Origin of the sequence: Spirosoma sp. SC4-14 (genome assembly GCF_037201965.1) — a bacterium.
Taxonomy (GTDB): Bacteria; Bacteroidota; Bacteroidia; order Cytophagales; family Spirosomataceae; genus Spirosoma.
Genome location: NZ_CP147519.1, coordinates 254,401 through 273,363, shown reverse-complemented (window position 1 = coordinate 273,363; position 18,963 = coordinate 254,401). Strand labels below are relative to the sequence as shown.

Below are 18,963 nucleotides of genomic sequence, written 5' to 3'. Positions count from 1 at the left end.
ATAATCATACTGTACGATGTCAACAATGAAACGATTACTGATTATTGGGTTCGTTGGGTTGCTTGCTCCAGCCTTTGCACAGAAAGCTACTGATCTGAAGCTCTGGTATAACAAACCCGCCGGTAAAGTCTGGGAAGCCGCCCTGCCCATTGGCAATGGTCATGTAGCCGCCATGGTGTACGGAAATCCTGAAAAAGAGATTTTTCAGCTTAACGAGGGAACGGTCTGGAGTGGTAGTCCCAACCGCAACGACAATCCCGACGCACTGGCTGCGTTGCCTCAGATCAGGCAACTCATTTTTGAGGGCCAAAACGACTCGGCCAGCCGGGTGGCAGCCCAAACAATCCAGTCGAAGAAAAACTATGGCATGAAATTTCAGCCCGTCGGACAGCTCAATCTGACCTTCCCCGGCCACGATTCGGCTGCGGTCAGCAATTACTACCGGGAACTGGACCTCCATAAAGCGATCACGAAAACAACCTATACGGTTGATGGTGTAACCTTTACCCGCGAAGCGTTTGCCTCGCTGGCGGCCAATGTGCTTGTCATCCGAATCACGGCCAATAAACCCGGTCAGGTTTCGTTCACCGCTTCGCAAACGAGCCAGCACCAGCCCTCAGAAACCAAAACGCAGGCCAGCGAACTGATACTGACGGGTACGACCAGCACCCATGAGAAGGTGCCGGGGAAAGTAAATTTTGAAAGTGTGGTTGTCCTCAAAAATGAAGGCGGCAAGGTAACGACCACGACCAACGCCATCACGATTTCGGGGGCCAATGCCGCTACGCTCTACGTGTCGATAGCGACCAATTTCGTCAACTACCACGACATCAGTGCTGCCCCGGACCAGCGTGTCAGGGCTAATCTACAAGCCGTTGCCGGTCAATCGGTTGATGCCCTTCGGGAGAAACATACCGCCGTTTACCAACGCTATTTCAACCGGGTTGCCCTCGACCTCGGCACAACGGAGGCCGCTACCCAGCCTACCGACGTTCGACTGGCCAATTTTGCCACCGGAAAAGACCCACAGCTGGTTACGCTGTATTTTCAGTTTGGTCGCTATCTGCTCATCTCATCATCGCAGCCAGGTGGGCAACCGGCTAATTTACAGGGTATCTGGAACGATCGCATGAACCCCTCCTGGGATAGCAAATACACGATCAACATCAACACCGAAATGAATTACTGGCCTGCCGAGGTGACAAACCTGCCGGAAATGCACGAGCCGCTCATTCAACTCATAAAAGAGCTGTCGGTGACGGGGCAGGAAACGGCTAAAGTGATGTATGGCTCGGGGGGGTGGCTGGCTCACCATAACACCGACATCTGGCGGATTACGGGGCCAGTCGACGGTATTTACTCGGGCATGTGGCCCATGGGCGGTGCCTGGCTTTCGCAACATCTCTGGGAAAAATACCTGTATAGTGTCGACAAATCGTATCTGCAATCCGTTTATCCGGCTCTGAAGGGAGCGGCTCAATTTTATCTTGACTTCCTGATCGAAGAACCTACGCACAAGTGGCTGGTTGTATCGCCATCCATGTCGCCCGAGAACCATCCGAAAGGGATCAAAGCGTCGATAGCGGCTGGCGTGACGATGGATAATCAATTGCTGTTCGATCTGTTTTCCAATACCATCCGGGCGGCTCAGGCACTGAACGTTGATAAAGAACTGATAACGAGGCTACAAACGACCCGCAACCGGCTACCCCCTATGCAAATTGGTCAGTATGGTCAGCTGCAGGAGTGGATGCAGGATCTCGACGACCCTACCGATACCCACCGGCATGTGTCGCACCTGTTTGGCCTGTACCCGGCCCGGCAGATTTCACCCTACAGAACGCCCGAACTCTTCACGGCCGCCCGCACAACCCTGGTCCAGCGCGGTGACGTATCGACGGGCTGGAGCATGGGCTGGAAAGTGAACTTCTGGGCCCGGTTTCTGGATGGGCAGCACGCCTACAAACTCATCACCGATCAGTTGTCGCCCGTTTATACCGAGGGCAAACAAAGGAAAGGGGGCGGCACCTATCCGAATCTGTTCGATGCCCACCCCCCTTTTCAGATCGACGGTAATTTTGGTTGCACAGCCGGTATTGCCGAAATGCTCATGCAAAGCCACGACGGTACGCTGACGCTGCTGCCTGCCCTGCCCGATGCCTGGTCAACGGGCCACGTTTCAGGATTACGCGCACGGGGTGGTTTTGAGCTTGTCAATCTTGACTGGAAAGACGGCAAAGTAAGCCGGGTCGAAATCCGCTCGAAGCTGGGGGGCACCTGTCGGATTCGGGTTTCGCAGGCGTTAAAACCTGACCCATCTGTCCGGTTAAAAACGGCTCAGGGAGACAATCCAAACCCATTCTATCAGGTCGATACCGTAGCCAAACCCATTATCTCGGAAAAAGCTGCTCTCAACAGCCAGCCCCTGCCCGAAACGATACAATATGACATTGAGACCAGGCCGAATCAGGTGGTTACCCTCACGCGTGCTCAATAATTGAATTCTCAGGCATCGTAATTAACTCTATGACTATGAAAATCCGTTTTTTCCTGCTCGGCACCACGCTGCTATTGATCCTGTCGGCCTGGATCAGGGTACTCGAAAAACCAACACTCTACCTCGTCGGCGATTCGACAGTTGCGCATGGGTCAGGCAACAATGGACTCTGGGGCTGGGGTAAATACCTCGGCGAGTGGTTCGATCCCGCCCGAATCATGATCGAGAATCGGGCGGTAGGCGGCACCAGTAGCCGTACCTACCTGACCAATGGTGTGTGGAACAAAGACCTGCTGAAAAATGGCCTCTGGAATGGTCCCGACGGTGTAATGGCCTCGCTTAAGCCCGGCGATTATGTGTTGTTACAGTTCGGCCACAACGATGCCAGTCCGGTGCTCGACACAGCCCGTGCCCGTGGCTCCATAAAGGGCATTGGCGACGAAACCCAGGCCATTTTTAATCCCGTTACCAAACAGGACGAAGTCGTACACACCTACGGCTGGTACATGACTAAGCTTATCGCCGAGGTTAAAAGCAAGGGAGCCATTCCGATTGTGTGTTCGCCCACTCCGCGAAATATCTGGAAAGACGGGAAAGTAGTCCGCAATACAACCGACTATGGAAAGTGGGCCGCCGAAGTAGCCACCCGCACCGGGGCGTATTTCATTGATCTGAACGGCCTTATTGCCGATGCCTACGAGGAGCAGGGTGAAGAAAAAGTCAAAGCTCAGTATTTCGGCTTAAAAGATAATACACATACACTCGAACCGGGGGCAAAGCTGAACGCGGCCTGCGTAGCCAAAGGGATACGCCAGTTGAAATCGTGCCCCCTGCAAACGTACCTGATACACCCATAAGTTTAGCCGGGCTTACCTGGCCGAACCGACAACCTGCTCGTTTATGAAACATTACGTTCTTTTTCTAGCCTTGCTGATACCTGGTCTCGGGGCGTTTCGGCCACCGAAAAAACCGGCTATTACCTACGTATCATCATTCCAGAACGTCACGCATCCGGAAGTAGCCTACTGGTTCTTTTCCAAAGACATGCTTGAACCAAAGCGGTATCGGGAGAAGATTGATAGCCTCAGCCAGTTCAGCAAATACACCCTCATTTTTCTGACAGCCCGCAACGGTGTCAATTTTTACGATGCCCCGGCCATGCACCCCATCTTTCAGGATGTGGTTGCCTATGCCCATAATAAGGGCCTGCAAATTGGCCTGCAACTGTGGGACAAACGGAGAACGGTAGCCCTCGAAAACACCGAACGGATCATGCAGGAAGGGGAAGTTGTTCTGGATGCCACCGGCGGGGGCACGTACACGACCACGGCTAAACACGTTCGCGACAAAAAACAGTTGCTCAGGAGTGAGTTATTTCGCGTGTATGCTTTCAAAAAAACAGCCGACGGCTTCTATGATCCTGCAACGCTGACAGACATAACCCGCCAATGTACGCCCACCGAATCCAAGGAAACGGTTTCTGTTGTGATCCACGGGGATAAGGCCTTGCAGGGCTATACGGCCTACATCCTGTCCCAACACTACTACAACTATACCAGCAATCACAGAACACAGGCCATTGCCGATCTGACAGCCATTCTGAAGGCCTATGCCGACATTCCTTTTGATGGCGTTGGCCTGGACGAATACACCAACCTGCGGGTATCGACCACCTGGGAGCTTAAAAACGGCGACGTTTTCCGGGAGCGGCCTTATTCACTGGCGATGGCCGCTGCCTTCAAAAGAACCTACGGCCATGACCTCGAACGCACGCTCTTCGATATGCGCTACGCCCCCACCGGCAAGCCTGATGTTCGGATGAAAGCCATCAATGCATACATGGCGACCATGCGTGCCGGCACGATGGGTGTGGAGCGAACCATCTACAACCAGGGGAAAGCCATTTTCGGAAAGAACACGTTTATCGGCCTGCACGACACGCACCATAACTCGCTCGATGGCGACGAAATCTGGCAAACCGGCCTGAACTGGTGGAATGTCAAACGGGATTACGGCCACACGGATGAGCATTCGCCAACACCAACGCAACTGGGTATTGGCATGAGCTACCCGGAAAACGTGCTCTACAACATGTATTATGACAAAAGCGTCGACAACATTGCCGAAAAAGCCCTCACGGATCTACGGTATGGCATCCGAACGCATTATCACGCTATCAACGATGTGCAGAACTGGGGCGTCAGCGTCGAAAAACCGGTAGCCCTTACCAAAATCAATCCGGTCGAAAATGCGGCCCGACTACTCAACCGGTTCAATCCGTCGTTTCCGCAGGTGCGGTTGCTCGTTGTTTTCGGCATGGAGGCCCTGTCGAACTGGTATCCTGATGCCAGTCAGCGCAACCTGATGGACATCAACGGCAAGTTGGGTATCGAAGAAAAAGCCAAACAGCTCTGGAACGCAGGCTACCGAAACGCACTGGTGCCGACCGATATAATTGCCGACGGTCGCCTACAAATCGGGGCCGATGGCAAGCCGGTTCTGCAGGGACACACCTTCGATGCCGTCGTGTTGTTATACCCGGAATATGCCAAAAAAAGCACACTCCAGTTTCTGGAAAAATACATCGAAAAAGGGGGTAAGCTCATGACAGAAGGTCCGGCAACCCATGACTTCGACGGTAATGACCTGACAGCCCGCTGGAAAAAAATTGCCGACAAAGCCATCGTTAACCACTTCTCGGTCGATGCGATTGCTCAACTGGGAATCAGTAAAAACGGCTTACCAAATGGTGCGCTGAACGAAGATGGCTCTTACACATTCACGGATTATGCCTCCCTCACATCGGGCAGTGACGCAACGTTCTCGGCAACGTTTCAGGGCGATACATATCAGGGAACGTACCGGGGCCTGGCGGCTATTCTGGCCACCAAATCGGGTGGCTTGCAAAAACTGGCGGCTACCGGCCTGACCGAATTGCGGAAAAATGGACAGGTGGTTTTCAGACTCGATCAACCCCACGATATTTTCTTCGACTCGCTGCGTGGCCTCTTCATTGCTGATGCAGCAAAAGCGATAAAGCCATCCATAAACGACCTGTAGGCAATCATGGATACAACGAATCATCACACTCTGGCCTTACCTGTTGGCGTAACGCTCGACCGGTATATCATGACCCGCCAAACAGCTTTCGCCTATGCCACCGGCGAGCTATCCCAATTGCTGCGCGACATTGCCCTGGCCAGTAAAATCATTCACCGCGAAGTGAACCGCGCCGGATTAATTGACCTGACGGGCAACATGGGCCTACAGAATGTGCAGGGCGAAAGTCAGCAGAAATTGGATGTAATCGCCAATATTCGCTTTACACGCGCCCTCAAAAACGGCGGAGAAGCCTGTGCACTGATCTCGGAAGAAGAGGAAGAAATCATCTACACGGGCAATAACCAAGGAAAATACGTCGTCGCGATTGACCCGCTGGATGGTTCCTCCAACATTGATGTCAACGTATCGATCGGCACTATTTTCTCCATCTACCGGCGTGTGACGCCCATAGGCACCCTGGCTGCCAGAGAGGATTTTCTTCAGGGAGGGCAGGAGCAGGTTGCCGCAGGCTACATTCTGTATGGCTCATCCACCATTCTGGTATACACCACTGGCAGCGGGGTCAATGGATTTACGTATGACTACTCCCTGGGCGAGTTTATTCTGTCTCACCCCGACATCAAAAGCCCTGAAGATGGCGTGATTTATTCCTGCAATGAAGGTAATCTGAACGAGTATGCCCCGCCCATTCAGCAGTATGTGGCCGACTGTCGGCAGCGGCAATATAGCGCCCGCTACATTGGTTCGCTGGTGGCTGATTTTCACCGGAACCTGCTGCAAGGCGGCATTTATCTCTACCCGGCCACGCGTAAAAATCCCGACGGCAAACTCCGTTTGCTCTACGAATGCTACCCGCTCGCATTCATTGCCGAGCAGGCCGGTTGCAAAATTTCGGACGGTACTCAATCCATACTTGACATTGTACCGACGGATTTTCACCAGCGAAGCCCGCTTTTTATGGGTGCGCCCCGGATGATAAAACGATTGCTTTCGTATCTGCAACAGAAAAACCACACGGATAGCTAACAGACCTTTCCAGACAGCTTTAGTCAGGTTTGGTCAAAACCAGAAATAGATGCCAGTCGCTCAACTGAAAACCGTCATTCCTGTAGTATTTCTATTCCTATTCACTGGGGCGAAAGCTCAGGTGAATAACGAGGTTATTCGCTGGCTAAACCAGCAAAAAGTAGCCATCTACGGCCGTATAAGCCAGTATGATAACCAGCAATACAACCTGTTGACGAACCAAACCCGCGTTGCACTGACGGCCGACAAACAAGCGGCTCGTCTGCTGGATGCTGACTGGCAGATTTCAACCCGAATGAACTGGTTGAGCGGCAAACCCGGCGCAGCCGACCTGACTGTTACGTTTCGATGCACGGGCGGTCAACTCAGGCAGGCCAGTGTTTCGGTCGATGTCGACGTGTCGGGCTGGTCGGAAAAAAATTATGTGTTGTTGCCCGCTGCCGCCTACAACGGCAACCGATATGCCTGGCGACGGCTCCGGTACTCGCCCAAGCTGTATGAGGTTCAGGACATTGGCCCCGATAAGCCGATCATCCTGACCGACGTACCCAAATTGAGCGAATCTGGTGGGTTCTCGCGTATTCAGGAGCGCAGCGGTAGTTTGTCTACGCCTGCGGTAGGGTTCCGCTCCGACTCAGCCCAAAAAGGCCTCTGGATGCTGACCCAACAGGGTAATAGCCTCGGCGATTATGGGATCAACATTGCCGAAAGCCGCGACCGGCAGAAGGCAACGATCTCCATCACCTCCCCCATTGTACGGGAGTTGTATAACTACATGAACTGCGATGCCCGCCATGCCACCTGGGACCAGCCAAAGGATTTCGACAAAGGCGATGAAGTCAGCATAACGTTTCGGCTCTATGGGTTCGATGCGCCAGACATTCAGACCGTGTTCGATAAACTAACGACTATCCGGTCGGATTTGTCGGAACCTACCCGGCTGAACAACACGCTCACCTATGCTGAATGTATGCGTACGCTGGAACAGAAATTCAATGAAAAAAACTTCGTCCCCTCGTCTGGCTATTACGCAGTCGGGCTGCGCGAAAATTTTCTGCAGGACTGGCAAATCGGCTGGACTGGTGGCATGATCAGTACGTATCCCCTGCTGTTTGCCGGGAACGCGCAAACTCGGCAGCACGTCCTGCGCAACTTCGACTGGCTGTTTCCCAACGGCATTAGTCCGTCGGGGTTTTACTGGGACATGGGCAAAGACGGCACCGTCTGGTATGGGGGCGACATCCGAAAACCGCATACCGGCAACTGGCACCTGATTCGGAAGAGTGGCGATGCCGTCTATTACATCATCAAGCAGTTTATGCTCATGGAAAAGATGGGCATTCAGGTCAAAGCCGCCTGGAAAGAAGGCAACCGGACCGTTTGTGAGGCATTGGTGAAACTGTGGGTCAAAAACCACCAGTTCGGGCAGTTTGTCGATTCGCAAACGGGCGAGATTCGGGTGGGCGGATCATCGAGCGGAGCCATCATTCCGGCGGCTCTCGCGTTGGCAGCACAGTACTACCAGCAACCACACTACCTCGACGTAGCCAGACAGGCGGCTGATTATTACGACGAAAATTTCACCCGGAAAGGCATCGCCTGTGGTGGCCCGGGCGATGCCCTGCAAAATTTCGACTCCGAATCAGCGTATTCACTGGTCGAATCATACGTTACGCTCTACGAAGCAACGGGCGATAAACGGTGGCTCGATGCAGGTCAGCGGGCGGCCCGGCAGTTTGCCTCCTGGGTGGTTTCCTACGACTTCAACTTTCCCACGACTTCGTTATTTGGCAAGATGGGCATTCGCTCGGCGGGCGCGGTCTATGCCAACACCCAGAACAAACACGGGGCACCAGCCATGTGTACCTTTTCGGGGCTCGGCCTGCTGAAACTCTACCGCTACACCGGCGACACCCTCTACACCACGCTCCTGCGCGACATTGCCCATAACATGCCGCAATACCTCTCGCACCCCACCCGGCTTCTGGGCCAACAGCCACCCGGTTTTATGAACGAGCGCGTGAACCTGACCGACTGGGAAGGCCTCGACCGCATCGGCGAAGTTTTCCCCATGACAACCTGGGCCGAAACCTCACTGATGCTCACGACCATCGAAATTCCGGGGCTGTATGTGCAGCCCGACAAAAGCTATTTCGTGGCATTCGACAATGTTCAGGTACTCACAAAAGCCGATACGAAGAAGCAGCTAACACTCCAACTCACAAACCCCACGCCGGTGCAGGCGGAGGTTTCGGTACTGGAAGAAGGCGGTAAAACAATCGGTATGCTCGGCGAAAATGCCCTGTATGGCAGCCGTAAAGTCACCCTGAAGCCCGGCGAATCGAAGATCGTCACATTTACAAAATAGACCCGATGAAAAAAACACTTTTTGTATGTCTGCTGCTCACCTGCCTGGGGAGGTCAGCAACCTGCCGGGCACAACTGCGGCTGGCAAGGGTCTTTGCAAGCCACATGGTACTCCAGCGTGAGCGGCCCCTAAAGGTTTGGGGGTGGGCTCGTCCAGGCGAACCGGTCACAGTCGCCGTCAACGGCCACAGCGTAGTGGCAAGCACCCAGGCCGACAGTTCGTGGGCAGTTACCCTACCCGCCATGTCGGCTGGTGGGCCGTATGTGGTCAGGGTTACCGGAAAGACAGCGCTGGTTCAACTCGACGATGTGTACGTAGGTGATGTTTGGTTTTGCGGTGGTCAATCCAACATGGAATTCAGGCTGCGTTCGGCGGCCAATGCCAAAACAGAAATTCCCGCTGCCGATTTCCCACAGATCAGGCAATTCGACGTTCCGAAAAAGGGAGCCGAACAACCGCTGAAAGACCTGACCGGCGGCCAATGGGTGGTCTGCTCACCACAAACCGCCGGTGAGTTCTCGGCAGTGGCTTATTTTTTTGCCAAAGAAATCAATCAGAAAACAAACGTACCCATCGGTATCATTGTCAGTACCTGGGGAGGGTCCGATATTCTGGCCTGGATGGGTGCGCCCGATATTCAGTCGTTCCCAACCGCCAAAGCCCAGGTCGATACACTTCATCCGACATACCTGGCCGATGAAAAAAAGCGCAGACAGCAGATCAACCAGACCTACGAGCTTGGGTTCTGGCAAACAATGGGTCACCTGACATCCGAACACAATCTGGTGCAGGATTCCTTCTTTGCGGGTAGCGACTGGCAGCCTGTTCAGGTACCGGCAACGTTTCAAAGTCAGCAGATTCCGGTTAAAAAGGGGGTATTGTGGCTAAAAAAAGAGGTTGACATACCAGCTAAATTGCTTGACAAAGGGCCGATTGCCCTGCAAACCGACCGGTTGCGCGAAACCGAAGTCACCTTTATAAATGGTCGGCAGGTAGGTTTTACGCTGATTGGTGGTTACCAGCGCAACTATGACATACCGAAAGGGGTGCTGCACGCTGGCAGGAACGAACTCGTTATTGGCTGTTACAGCGAATCGGGTCAGGTCGGTTTTACGGGTATTTACCTGCCGAAATTCACCACGCCAACAGATACTCTCACCATTGAAGGCCCCTGGCTCTACCGGCAGGGAACAGAAATGACCCCATCCAACGCCCTGGGCCATACTGAGCCGTTAGACATTGAGCGCAAATACCCTACCCTGGCCTACAATGCTATGGTTGCCCCACTGTTTAGGTATGGGGTCGCCGGATTTTTGTGGTATCAGGGAGAGCAGAATGCCAGCCCGCTTCAGTGTTGGGACTATGACCGGATGCTGTCGGGGTTGATCACCTCCTGGCGGGCATCATTCGATCAGAAAAACGCGCCTTTTCTGGTTATTCAGCTACCTAACTACGGTAAGCCGGATCAACCACGGCCGGGTGCCTGGGCCATCGTACGCGAACAACAGACGAAAGTGGCGGCCCTGCTGCCCAGAGTAGCCTGCATCACCACCATCGACATCGGTAATCCTGTTGATATTCACCCAACCAACAAACGGGATGTGGGGCACCGGTTAGCCCTGGTTGCCCGAAACTGGCTGTACGGCGAACCAAAACTGCTGACTCAGGGACCAGCGTTTAAGTCGATGACCATTCAGGGTGACAAGGTTATTCTGGATTTCACCAACGTTGGCCGGGGGCTGATGAACAAAAATGGATCGGACACCCTCAGCGGGTTCGTAATCGCCGGAGCTGATAAGGTGTTTTATCGGGCCACAGCCCGGTTGAAAGGAGACCGGGTGATTGTGTATTCGGGAAAAATAGATCACCCCGTTGCGGTCAGGTATGCATTTGAAGCAAGCCCGGCCAACATTGACTTTTATAACAGGGACGGGCTGCCCGCCGTGCCCTTCCGTACCGATACAGAAAAAATCGACCAACTATAACCACCTACCCGGTATACCACTGGATCGGATAGATCACAGCGGGTCTACCTGCCAGCCAAACTGACCATGAAACAACTCTTTTTTTGCCTGCTCACCCTGACAACTTCCGTTATGGCACAAACGCCCATCCGGAAACTGACCTACGACACTGAATATACCGCCGAGCAGATTCTGAACGGCAAACTACCCCGCCGGAAACCCTCTCCGCCGGTCAAAATCACCTACGACACCACGGGTTTCGCCCGTGAGCGGCTCTATCATGTACCGGCTCCGGGTATTCATCCGCGTATTTTCTTTGCTCCGCAGGATATTCCACGTATCAAAAAACAACTGGCCGGGAGCGATGCCGGCCGGCAGATGCTGGGTTATGTGCGGGAGCAACTGGCGGCTGGCATCGACAAACCGGGCACTTGGGAAAACACCCTGTTTGTGGCCCTCGAAAAAGGCGATATTAACACGTTCCGAACCTTCTACCGGGACGAATCCAATAAAGACCGGATTGTGCCGGGGAATGCAGGCTCACTCAATCCGAAGAAACTACCCGCTACTACCTGGCACCACCGCGATGCATTCACCACCAGCCTGATGCTCAAGGCGTTTGTCTGCCTGATCGACAATAACGGGACCGAAGGCAAAGCACTGGGCCGTGTCATTGCCAGCTACAGCCGGTACCTCGAACCTAAAATTGACCAGGAAGCTGAAACACGCTATGGCAGCAGCTGGTGGCGCTCCGTTCGGAACGTCGTGGGAGAACACCCGCATCTGGCCTATGCCTATGACTGGGCCTATAATTTTCTCTCGACCGACGATGCCCGCCAGGTCCGTAAGGTTCTGTCGAAGATTACCAAAGGCCGCACAACGCTTGGCATGGAACTGCCTGCCCACTGGCGAAACTGGAACTATATGGGCATTTCGATGTATTTTCCCCTCTACTCCCTGGCCATTGAAGGCGAAGACGGCTATGACCCGCGAATCTACAAGCGGTCGGTAGAGGTTGTGCGCGATTTCATTACCTATTCAATCAACCCCAGCGGCATGGCACACGAAGCGGTGGGCTACCATACCGGCGGGTTTACGCACACCACGAAAACCATGCTGGCGATGGCGAATCGGGGCGATAACCTGTTCACACACGCCAATTTCCGGCAGCAGTTCGATGCCTGGATGCTCAATGCGCTGCAACCCTATGGCAAAACATGGTACAGCGATGGCGATCTGGCAAATTTCGCTCCGGCAACCGAAGCGACGATGGTGGTGAAGTATTTCTTCCCTAACGACAAAAAGCTGGATTTCGTGTATCAGAACATACCGGAAGTAAGTCAGAACAATTTTCGGCACGATTACTTTATGGATGTGCTCCTGCTCTGTCCGGCAGATCCAGACAAAAATACTGACGGCAAACTGGTCGATTATCAGGCGGGTAAAACGTTTAATCTACCGAAAACCTATGCCGACGAAAACCGTGGCGTCATGATGACCCGCAGCAACTGGACACCCGATGCGCTTTACCTGAATTTTGAGTGCCACCCCGATATTGTCATGGCCTCGCACGACCATGCCGATCATGGCCGTTTTGTATTATCAGGGCTAGGCCGTACCTGGGCCTGGGAAACCAGCCGCCCCCATAATACCGAAGACCATAGCTGTGTCATCATCGACAGCCTTGGGCAGGGCTATTTCAACCCGCCCGGTAAATGGCTGGGCATGATAGACACTCCCGAAGCGACCTTTTCGGCCTGCGATGCCAAATATGCGTTCGACTGGCGATGGGAAAAGGAAATCGGTATGTGGGACTCGACCGACACCCGGCTCGACAATAAATCATACGTCTGGGCGAAAAATAACGTCCGCAAAATGGCTCCCTACAAGAATCTGGTTGAGTATGACCCCTCGCCAGCAGTCGTTGGTTTTTATAAGGATTATCTCGATGGAAACCCGCGCCAGTGGGACGAAGATTCGTGGGTGGTTCGGTTGCCGCACAATCCCGTACAACGCGCTTTCCGAACGGCTGGTCTGGTTCGTGGACTCCATGATTACGCCCTGATCATGGATGATATCCAGAAAGACAACCAGCCACACATCTATTCCTGGCTCATGCAGGTTCCCACGGACGTAACGCTCGTCAGCCAGCAAACGGAAAACGGCCAGACGTCAATTATTCTGGGCGAGAAAAACGGAGATCGAAAGCTGCTGGTCCGCTTCGTCGATGCCATCACCACCGATAAATCGGTCAACGCAGTGCTGGAAGATTTCGCAGCCAATTATCAACTGGCGGGCCAAAGCCGGACTGTTGTCACCAACCCCCGACTGCGGGTTTCCACGACCTGTAAAGCACCGGATTTTAAGGTATTATTATTTCCTTTTCGGACGGAAGCTGACTTACCCCAAACGAGCTGGAATACAGATAAAACCAGGCTAACTGTAAGTTGGAACGGGCAGGTCGATAAGTATACCTGTACCAAAGGCCCCGACGGCCGTACCCGCCTGACTCTACAACGGGCTGGCAACGTGATTTCGCTGAGCCGGTAAACCCACGCAACAACGTTCAATCATGAAGTTCTCTCCTGCTTATTGGTCTATAGTTGTGTTGGTCCTGTACCATTTTGCCCTGGGCACCTGCCCTGCGCATCCGCCTATGGCAAAGTCGGACAAAGCGCGAACCAACAGGCAACTGGCGGCATTTATTCGTTCCAGATTAACCCATTTCTCGGTCGATGGGCAGTGGCAGGGCGACCCCGATCTGAAGCCTAACCGATCGCTGGAACCATTGGCCCTGAGTCACGCCCTGCTCGCATCGGGAGATACCAAAGCCATTAGTCAGGCGAATGCGTATTTAAGCAATGCCAATGATCTCGAATGGCACCGCGCTACCTTTATTCTGCTTCGTTACAAAGCCTTGCTGACTGAAAAAAGTCGTCAGAATATCCGGCTCATCCTCGACCGGATTGCCCCCGAGTACCTGAAACCAAGCTGGGATTTTGTGGGTACGAACGATAACTTCCCGGCGATGGCAACTGCTGGTTGTGCGCTATATGGGGAGATTTCGGGCAAAAAAGAATACATCCAAAAGGCGTATGAGCGGCTGTTGCGTTTCAAAGCACAGCTTGAACGAAGTGGTGTCAACTCGGAATACAGTTCGCAGGCCTATTGTTTTCTGCAAATCGAACCCATGGCCATGCTGGCTGAATTCACCGCCAATGCGAAGCTGAAAACGCTGGCTCTTCAGGTCGAAGAACGCTTCTGGTTCGATGTATTGGGGCATTATTACCTCCCTGCCCATAAGATGGCGGCCCCTTACTCCCGCGCTTATGCCTGGGATATGCGGGGGGCCGGTCTGACCTATAGTATGCTCGAAAGTGTTATTCCGCAACTGGTCCCGTTTCAGTATCTCGACGACTACTTCGGCTCCTCAGAAGAGTGGATAAAATGTCGAAATGCGGCTTGCTACGGTATTACGTACCACTGCCCGCAGTACCTTGTCGATGAGCTGGTCAACCGGAAGTATCTCTATTCGTTCATCGCCACAGCCGATGGCAGTCCCGGATCTGACGAACTGGACTTGGCAATGCATGGTCTGACGATGCAAACCCGCACCGCTAATGAAGATGATGGCGTTACCGAATATGGCTCCTGGCAAACCCGTATCGAAACCTATATGACCCCGAAATACGCACTTAGTTCGTCGCTCATACCCTTCCATTCGGGGGCGCAAACGGAGAATTTTCTGCTGGTGTATCCCCGAAAAACCGTCGGTCAGCCCCAGCGAAACACGGCCACGGTTTTTTCCCGGCTCGTGGTAAATGACCAGTTTACGTTAAAAACACCTTCGCACGGATACGGCGATTATGGGGTTGTATTCGATGAAATGGGGCGCCGGATGGCCATTCAGGAAAAGAACACGGTGATGGTCATCTACAAACCCAAACCGTTCCTAAACAAAGGTCTGACCAGTTTACGAACCTGTGTTTTCATTCCTCATTCGGACTGGATGACTGGCCCGAACCCGTTAGATGAAGTCTGGATTGGTGATGAGAAATTGGCTCAAAAAACCGGCGTGTCATCCCGCGCCGAACCCGTATTCGTGAAAGACGGAAACGTATATATGGCTTATATTCCTCTGATTGGTGAGACGATGGGGGGACAGCCTCCTGTTACGGTCGAGGAAAAAGAGGGATACACAATTCTGTCTTTTTACAATTACCGGGGGCCAGCCATCGACCTTGCCCGGCGGGATTTGCAGAACAAAGGCAATGGGTTTATTTGTGAAGTAGCCTCGTCGGATGAATATCCCTCGTTCGAGGCCTTCCGAAAAGTTATGCTGGCATCTATAGTTCATGATGAATACCGGACCTATGTCCATTACCGAAGCAACATGGTTCGGAACACAAAGTACGAGCGCAAAGGCCTAAGTATCGAACACGAATACAGTCCTGGTAGTGAAGGTATTCGTTTCAGTGCCGTGAACGGGCAGTATTTAGCAAAGCCCCGCTTGAAAGTCAGCGGTGGGGCCTCTTCAAAAATCCCATTGAATACACCCGAATTACGCTGAAACGGTTTTGTGAACAGGTTACCTATTCGTTCACTCTTATGACTGTTTTCCCCTTACCTTTAAAACCTGCCATCAGTTGAAAGGCCTTCTTATAGTCGTGAAGGCCAAAAACCTTAATATCCGGCTGAATCAGCTTTTGGCTGGCTAACTGCCCTAGTAACGTTAAGTCCTCGGCATTCCCGTTGACCGTTACTACTTTGTAGGTGCCGCGCAAAATCGCGAACAGATTAGCCAGGATGTGTTTTACAGTTGGGGAAACTAAAAATATCCCACCGACTTTCAGATGTTTGCTAGCTGTTTTGAACAGGGAATCCTTTGTTTCATAGACCTGGAAGATAATATCAAAATCGGTGGGTAGCCGATCCCATACATTACCTTCATCATAGGCGAACGCACTATCGGCTCCCTGCTTCAGGCAGTATTCTTTATTTTTTGAACTGCTTACCGTAGTAACATGAGCCTTCATATGTTTAGCCAGTTGAATAGCAGCCGACCCAACACCGCCTGAAGCCCCATAAATCAGTACATGACCACCCGCTTTCAGGTTTCCCTGATTGCGCAGACCCTGCAAGGCCGTTTGGTAAACACAGGGCAATGCAGCGGCCACTTCATGCTGAATCGAAGCTGGCTTTCGGGCAACTGCCGCTGCTTTGACCGCGAAGTATTCGGCAACGGTTCCACTGAGTCCTTTCATACTGACGATGTAGGCAAATACCTCATCACCAATCTTAAACTGATTTACTTTTTCACCAACTTCCACAATTTCACCCGAAAAATCAGCCCCGGTTTGCTTGGGAAATTTACTGCCGGTTAATAGTTTAAACTGCCCGGCCGCCAGCTTCAGGTCCATCTGGTTGAGCCCTGCGGCCTTCACGGCAACCAGAACTTCGTCAGGCCGAATAGTCGGCTTTGCTATATCTGCCAGTTCCATCACCTCAGGTGGCCCATAGTGCCGATAAATAATAGCGTACATAGGTCAAATTATTGAATGTTCTGCACAGAGGCAGCAGTAAAGCATATTGATCGGCAAAGCTATTCGAGAATCAGTATACTTTTGTATGTACTATACTAAAGTATACAAACAAAAGACGCGTCTATGAATAATTCGATCGCTGAAAAGTGTGATTTTGACATTAGGTTTCTTCAGGACACTTTATATGTGCTCAGCGGTAAATGGAAGCTACCGATCATTGCCGCTATCTTTAATGGTGCCAATCGGTATAGTGACATTTTAAGAGCGATTCCAGATATAACCAGCCGTATGCTTTCAAAGGAATTGAAAGAACTGGAAATGAATAAACTGGTAGAAAGATCCGTCAAAGACAGTATTCCGGTATACATCACCTATCAACTTACTCCCTACAGTTCATCATTAGAGGGATTGGTTATAGACATGATTACCTGGGGCAAACAACACCGTAAGATTATATCCCTCAACCTTAAACAACCGAAACAAGAGTAAGCTACCTATTCCAAGTTTTTCTTGATTTTCAATGGTGCATATGCAATCGGGTGATTTTAGGTGGATGCACTATGTCTTAACCTGATATAGGTTGTCAATTTTCACCCAAAATTGACAACCTATATCAGGTTAAGACACCTTGTTAGTCAGTAGCCTACAGGCACCAATACGACAATTTCGGCATACGGCTACGGGAAACGAATCAATAATGTAGCGGCTAGTCGTGTTAAGTTCTTTAAGGGTAGCTCCGACCGCTCGGAAGACGGCTATTAAGCGTGCCTGCAAGCTATGGAGTCGACGATTGAAATTCGACTTATGGAGAGGGCTAAAGCCTTGATGTTCGTGCATGTATTTCATAGCCGAAGCATGATTGCCATAGAAGAATAGAGCAGCCATTAGCGCTGTGGTTGCGATTTGGGCGTCATTGACTTTGCAATGGGGGTCGGTTTTATAGCCGCTTTTTTGAAAGAAGTCATCCAAAAAGCAGTAGATTGCTATGGCTTTGTCAGTCATGGGGATAGTAATTTTAGAACCTCAGAGACTCTAAAACGCACCCCAGACTGGCAGGGTTACATTATCTCGCAACTTGAGTTAAGAATAGACTTCAGGTAAATAGGTAAGTTTTGACTCCATTGATAAACTAGCGTGAATCGACTGGAAAGTAGGGTTCTCAATGAGTAAGTCTCCCCTTTTGGTAAAAGAATTGTCCAAAAAAGAAAGTGTATGGCTAGTCCGACAGATGTTCCGACTATCCAACTGATGGTGTTAGCGGTAAGATCCCATGCTGATAAACTAAAACCGGTTGGGATGATGCATCCAACGAAGAGTATAAAGGCAATGAGTAGCCATTCGGTCAGCGATGAGTGTGCAATTCGTTTCGCTACCGTCCCAACGCCTATCAGGAATACTAGAAAAAAAAGCCAGTACGGGAAAGTCATTTGGATGTTCTACTTGAAAAGTAACCCTGCTGGGGATTAAAATCTCTCAGGAAGTAAAAGGACGTTTAACTCTTTTTCCGGCAAGTCATCGAAAACCAAAGGAACGTTTAATCGGCAGCCTGGCGATCAGCAACAGCTGTCAAGGAAATGGCTAACGAGTTTGTTTTGAGGGAACGCATTAAGCGTCAGCTTTTAGGTGATAAACCAGGATAGGGATTGTCGATCGACTAATCATTCGGCCTGTCAGACTAGGGTTCAGCAGTCCCGATATAAAATCGCGTTCATGGGTGGTCATCACCAGTAAATCGGCCGGATTTGTGGAAAGATACCAGTCGATTCCGCTAACTACGGTCGGGGCATTAACCCGATCCACTTCAACTGGGTTATCACCCATAAGCTGCTGAAAATGAGCGATTCGTTTATCGGCACTGGTTTTATTGGATTGATTATCCGTCTGTATATGAAGTAGACGTAGCCTGGACTCAAACCGATGGGCCATCTCAACAACCTGAATGAAGGGCTTCGGCTGATCAAACGCCAACGATGTGGTGTAGACAATCGTTCGCGGATAAACCCGTCCTGATACCATCTCCAGATCATCAGTGGGTGCGATCAGGACTGGACACCGTGACCGCCGGGCAATGCTGAGGGCGACACTGCCCGTCAACAATTGCTGATAGATACTAGCCAGGGGATCATGCCCCATCAGGATCAAGTCAACGGCTTGTTGTTGGGCCGTGGCCAGTATGACCTCGGTTGCATTACCCTGCCGCAAAAGAACCCGGCAGCCAATGCCTTCCCGCCCAAATTGGGTAGCTAGTTGGCGGAGTTTGGCTGGATAGGCCGCTTCGACCACCACATCCATCGATGTGTTTAGGTCTACGGGGTCCGAATCCGACGACTGGCTCATCACGTTTATCGGAGTCTGTTGTACATGCAATAAGAGGAACGATGAAGAATACTGGTGAGCAAACAGGCGTGCCCAATCGAATACTGCCGTAGTTTGCTCCCGCAAATTGGTGGCTAACAAAATAGTTTTCATATCGATTCTCTCCCTTTATTGATAAACCCAATG

General features: G+C 51.8%; 12 protein-coding genes. 9 read left to right on the top strand and 3 right to left on the bottom strand.

Annotation, left to right across the window (positions count from 1 at the left end):
• The first annotated feature begins 25 nt into the window (after window positions 1–25).
• The 8 genes from WBJ53_RS33250 (at window position 26) to WBJ53_RS33215 (ending at window position 15,488) form a co-directional block, all read left to right on the top strand.
• The gene (locus WBJ53_RS33250; protein ID WP_338877343.1) at window positions 26–2,497 is read left to right on the top strand and encodes a glycoside hydrolase family 95 protein; all 2,472 of its coding nucleotides are present in this window, start codon (window positions 26–28) and stop codon (window positions 2,495–2,497) included.
• 35 nt (window positions 2,498–2,532) lie between these two features.
• Entirely contained in the window at window positions 2,533–3,354 is an 822-nt protein-coding gene (locus WBJ53_RS33245) for a rhamnogalacturonan acetylesterase (protein WP_338877342.1), read from the top strand.
• 43 nt (window positions 3,355–3,397) lie between these two features.
• The gene (locus tag WBJ53_RS33240; RefSeq protein WP_338877341.1) at window positions 3,398–5,557 is read left to right on the top strand and encodes a hypothetical protein; all 2,160 of its coding nucleotides are present in this window, start codon (window positions 3,398–3,400) and stop codon (window positions 5,555–5,557) included.
• A gap of 6 nt (window positions 5,558–5,563) precedes the next feature.
• A complete protein-coding gene (fbp, locus tag WBJ53_RS33235) occupies window positions 5,564–6,586 on the top strand; it encodes a class 1 fructose-bisphosphatase (protein ID WP_338877340.1) in 1,023 nt (340 codons plus the stop codon).
• 49 nt (window positions 6,587–6,635) lie between these two features.
• Window positions 6,636–8,954, top strand: coding sequence for a beta-L-arabinofuranosidase domain-containing protein (locus WBJ53_RS33230; protein WP_338877339.1), 2,319 nt, complete (start codon window positions 6,636–6,638; stop codon window positions 8,952–8,954).
• A gap of 5 nt (window positions 8,955–8,959) precedes the next feature.
• On the top strand, window positions 8,960–10,939 hold the full coding sequence (locus WBJ53_RS33225) for a sialate O-acetylesterase (protein ID WP_338877338.1): 1,980 nt from the start codon (window positions 8,960–8,962) through the stop codon (window positions 10,937–10,939).
• A 66-nt stretch (window positions 10,940–11,005) separates the two neighbouring features.
• Complete coding sequence (locus WBJ53_RS33220; protein WP_338877337.1) at window positions 11,006–13,468, top strand: hypothetical protein; 2,463 nt, start codon at window positions 11,006–11,008, stop codon at window positions 13,466–13,468.
• A 22-nt stretch (window positions 13,469–13,490) separates the two neighbouring features.
• Entirely contained in the window at window positions 13,491–15,488 is a 1,998-nt protein-coding gene (locus tag WBJ53_RS33215; protein ID WP_338877336.1) for a hypothetical protein, read from the top strand.
• Window positions 15,489–15,510: 22 nt separating this feature from the next.
• Here WBJ53_RS33215 and WBJ53_RS33210 read toward each other — a convergent pair whose 3' ends face one another.
• Entirely contained in the window at window positions 15,511–16,461 is a 951-nt protein-coding gene (locus WBJ53_RS33210; RefSeq protein ID WP_338877335.1) for an NAD(P)-dependent alcohol dehydrogenase, read from the bottom strand.
• Window positions 16,462–16,584: 123 nt separating this feature from the next.
• Between WBJ53_RS33210 and WBJ53_RS33205 the strand changes: the two genes are divergently transcribed.
• Entirely contained in the window at window positions 16,585–16,950 is a 366-nt protein-coding gene (locus WBJ53_RS33205; RefSeq protein ID WP_338877334.1) for a helix-turn-helix domain-containing protein, read from the top strand.
• Window positions 16,951–17,079: 129 nt separating this feature from the next.
• On the opposite strand, the gene WBJ53_RS33200 is transcribed toward WBJ53_RS33205, so the two are convergent.
• A complete protein-coding gene (locus WBJ53_RS33200; protein WP_338877333.1) occupies window positions 17,080–17,463 on the bottom strand; it encodes a hypothetical protein in 384 nt (127 codons plus the stop codon).
• 603 nt (window positions 17,464–18,066) lie between these two features.
• Complete coding sequence (locus WBJ53_RS33195) at window positions 18,067–18,930, bottom strand: universal stress protein (protein WP_338877332.1); 864 nt, start codon at window positions 18,928–18,930, stop codon at window positions 18,067–18,069.
• Between the last annotated feature and the right edge of the window lie 33 nt (window positions 18,931–18,963).

Bases quoted from the DNA above. Each gene is read 5' to 3' on its own strand.
- WBJ53_RS33240 (WP_338877341.1), top strand. From the start codon at position 3,398: ATGAAACATTACGTTCTTTTTCTAGCCTTGCTGATACCTGGTCTCGGG.
- WBJ53_RS33230 (WP_338877339.1), top strand. From the start codon at position 6,636: ATGCCAGTCGCTCAACTGAAAACCGTCATTCCTGTAGTATTTCTATTC.
- WBJ53_RS33215 (WP_338877336.1), top strand. From the start codon at position 13,491: ATGAAGTTCTCTCCTGCTTATTGGTCTATAGTTGTGTTGGTCCTGTAC.
- WBJ53_RS33245 (WP_338877342.1), top strand. From the start codon at position 2,533: ATGAAAATCCGTTTTTTCCTGCTCGGCACCACGCTGCTATTGATCCTG.
- WBJ53_RS33250 (WP_338877343.1), top strand. From the start codon at position 26: ATGAAACGATTACTGATTATTGGGTTCGTTGGGTTGCTTGCTCCAGCC.
- WBJ53_RS33220 (WP_338877337.1), top strand. From the start codon at position 11,006: ATGAAACAACTCTTTTTTTGCCTGCTCACCCTGACAACTTCCGTTATG.
- WBJ53_RS33210 (WP_338877335.1), bottom strand. From the start codon at position 16,461: ATGTACGCTATTATTTATCGGCACTATGGGCCACCTGAGGTGATGGAA.
- fbp (WP_338877340.1), top strand. From the start codon at position 5,564: ATGGATACAACGAATCATCACACTCTGGCCTTACCTGTTGGCGTAACG.
- WBJ53_RS33205 (WP_338877334.1), top strand. From the start codon at position 16,585: ATGAATAATTCGATCGCTGAAAAGTGTGATTTTGACATTAGGTTTCTT.
- WBJ53_RS33195 (WP_338877332.1), bottom strand. From the start codon at position 18,930: ATGAAAACTATTTTGTTAGCCACCAATTTGCGGGAGCAAACTACGGCA.
- WBJ53_RS33200 (WP_338877333.1), bottom strand. From the start codon at position 17,463: ATGACTGACAAAGCCATAGCAATCTACTGCTTTTTGGATGACTTCTTT.
- WBJ53_RS33225 (WP_338877338.1), top strand. From the start codon at position 8,960: ATGAAAAAAACACTTTTTGTATGTCTGCTGCTCACCTGCCTGGGGAGG.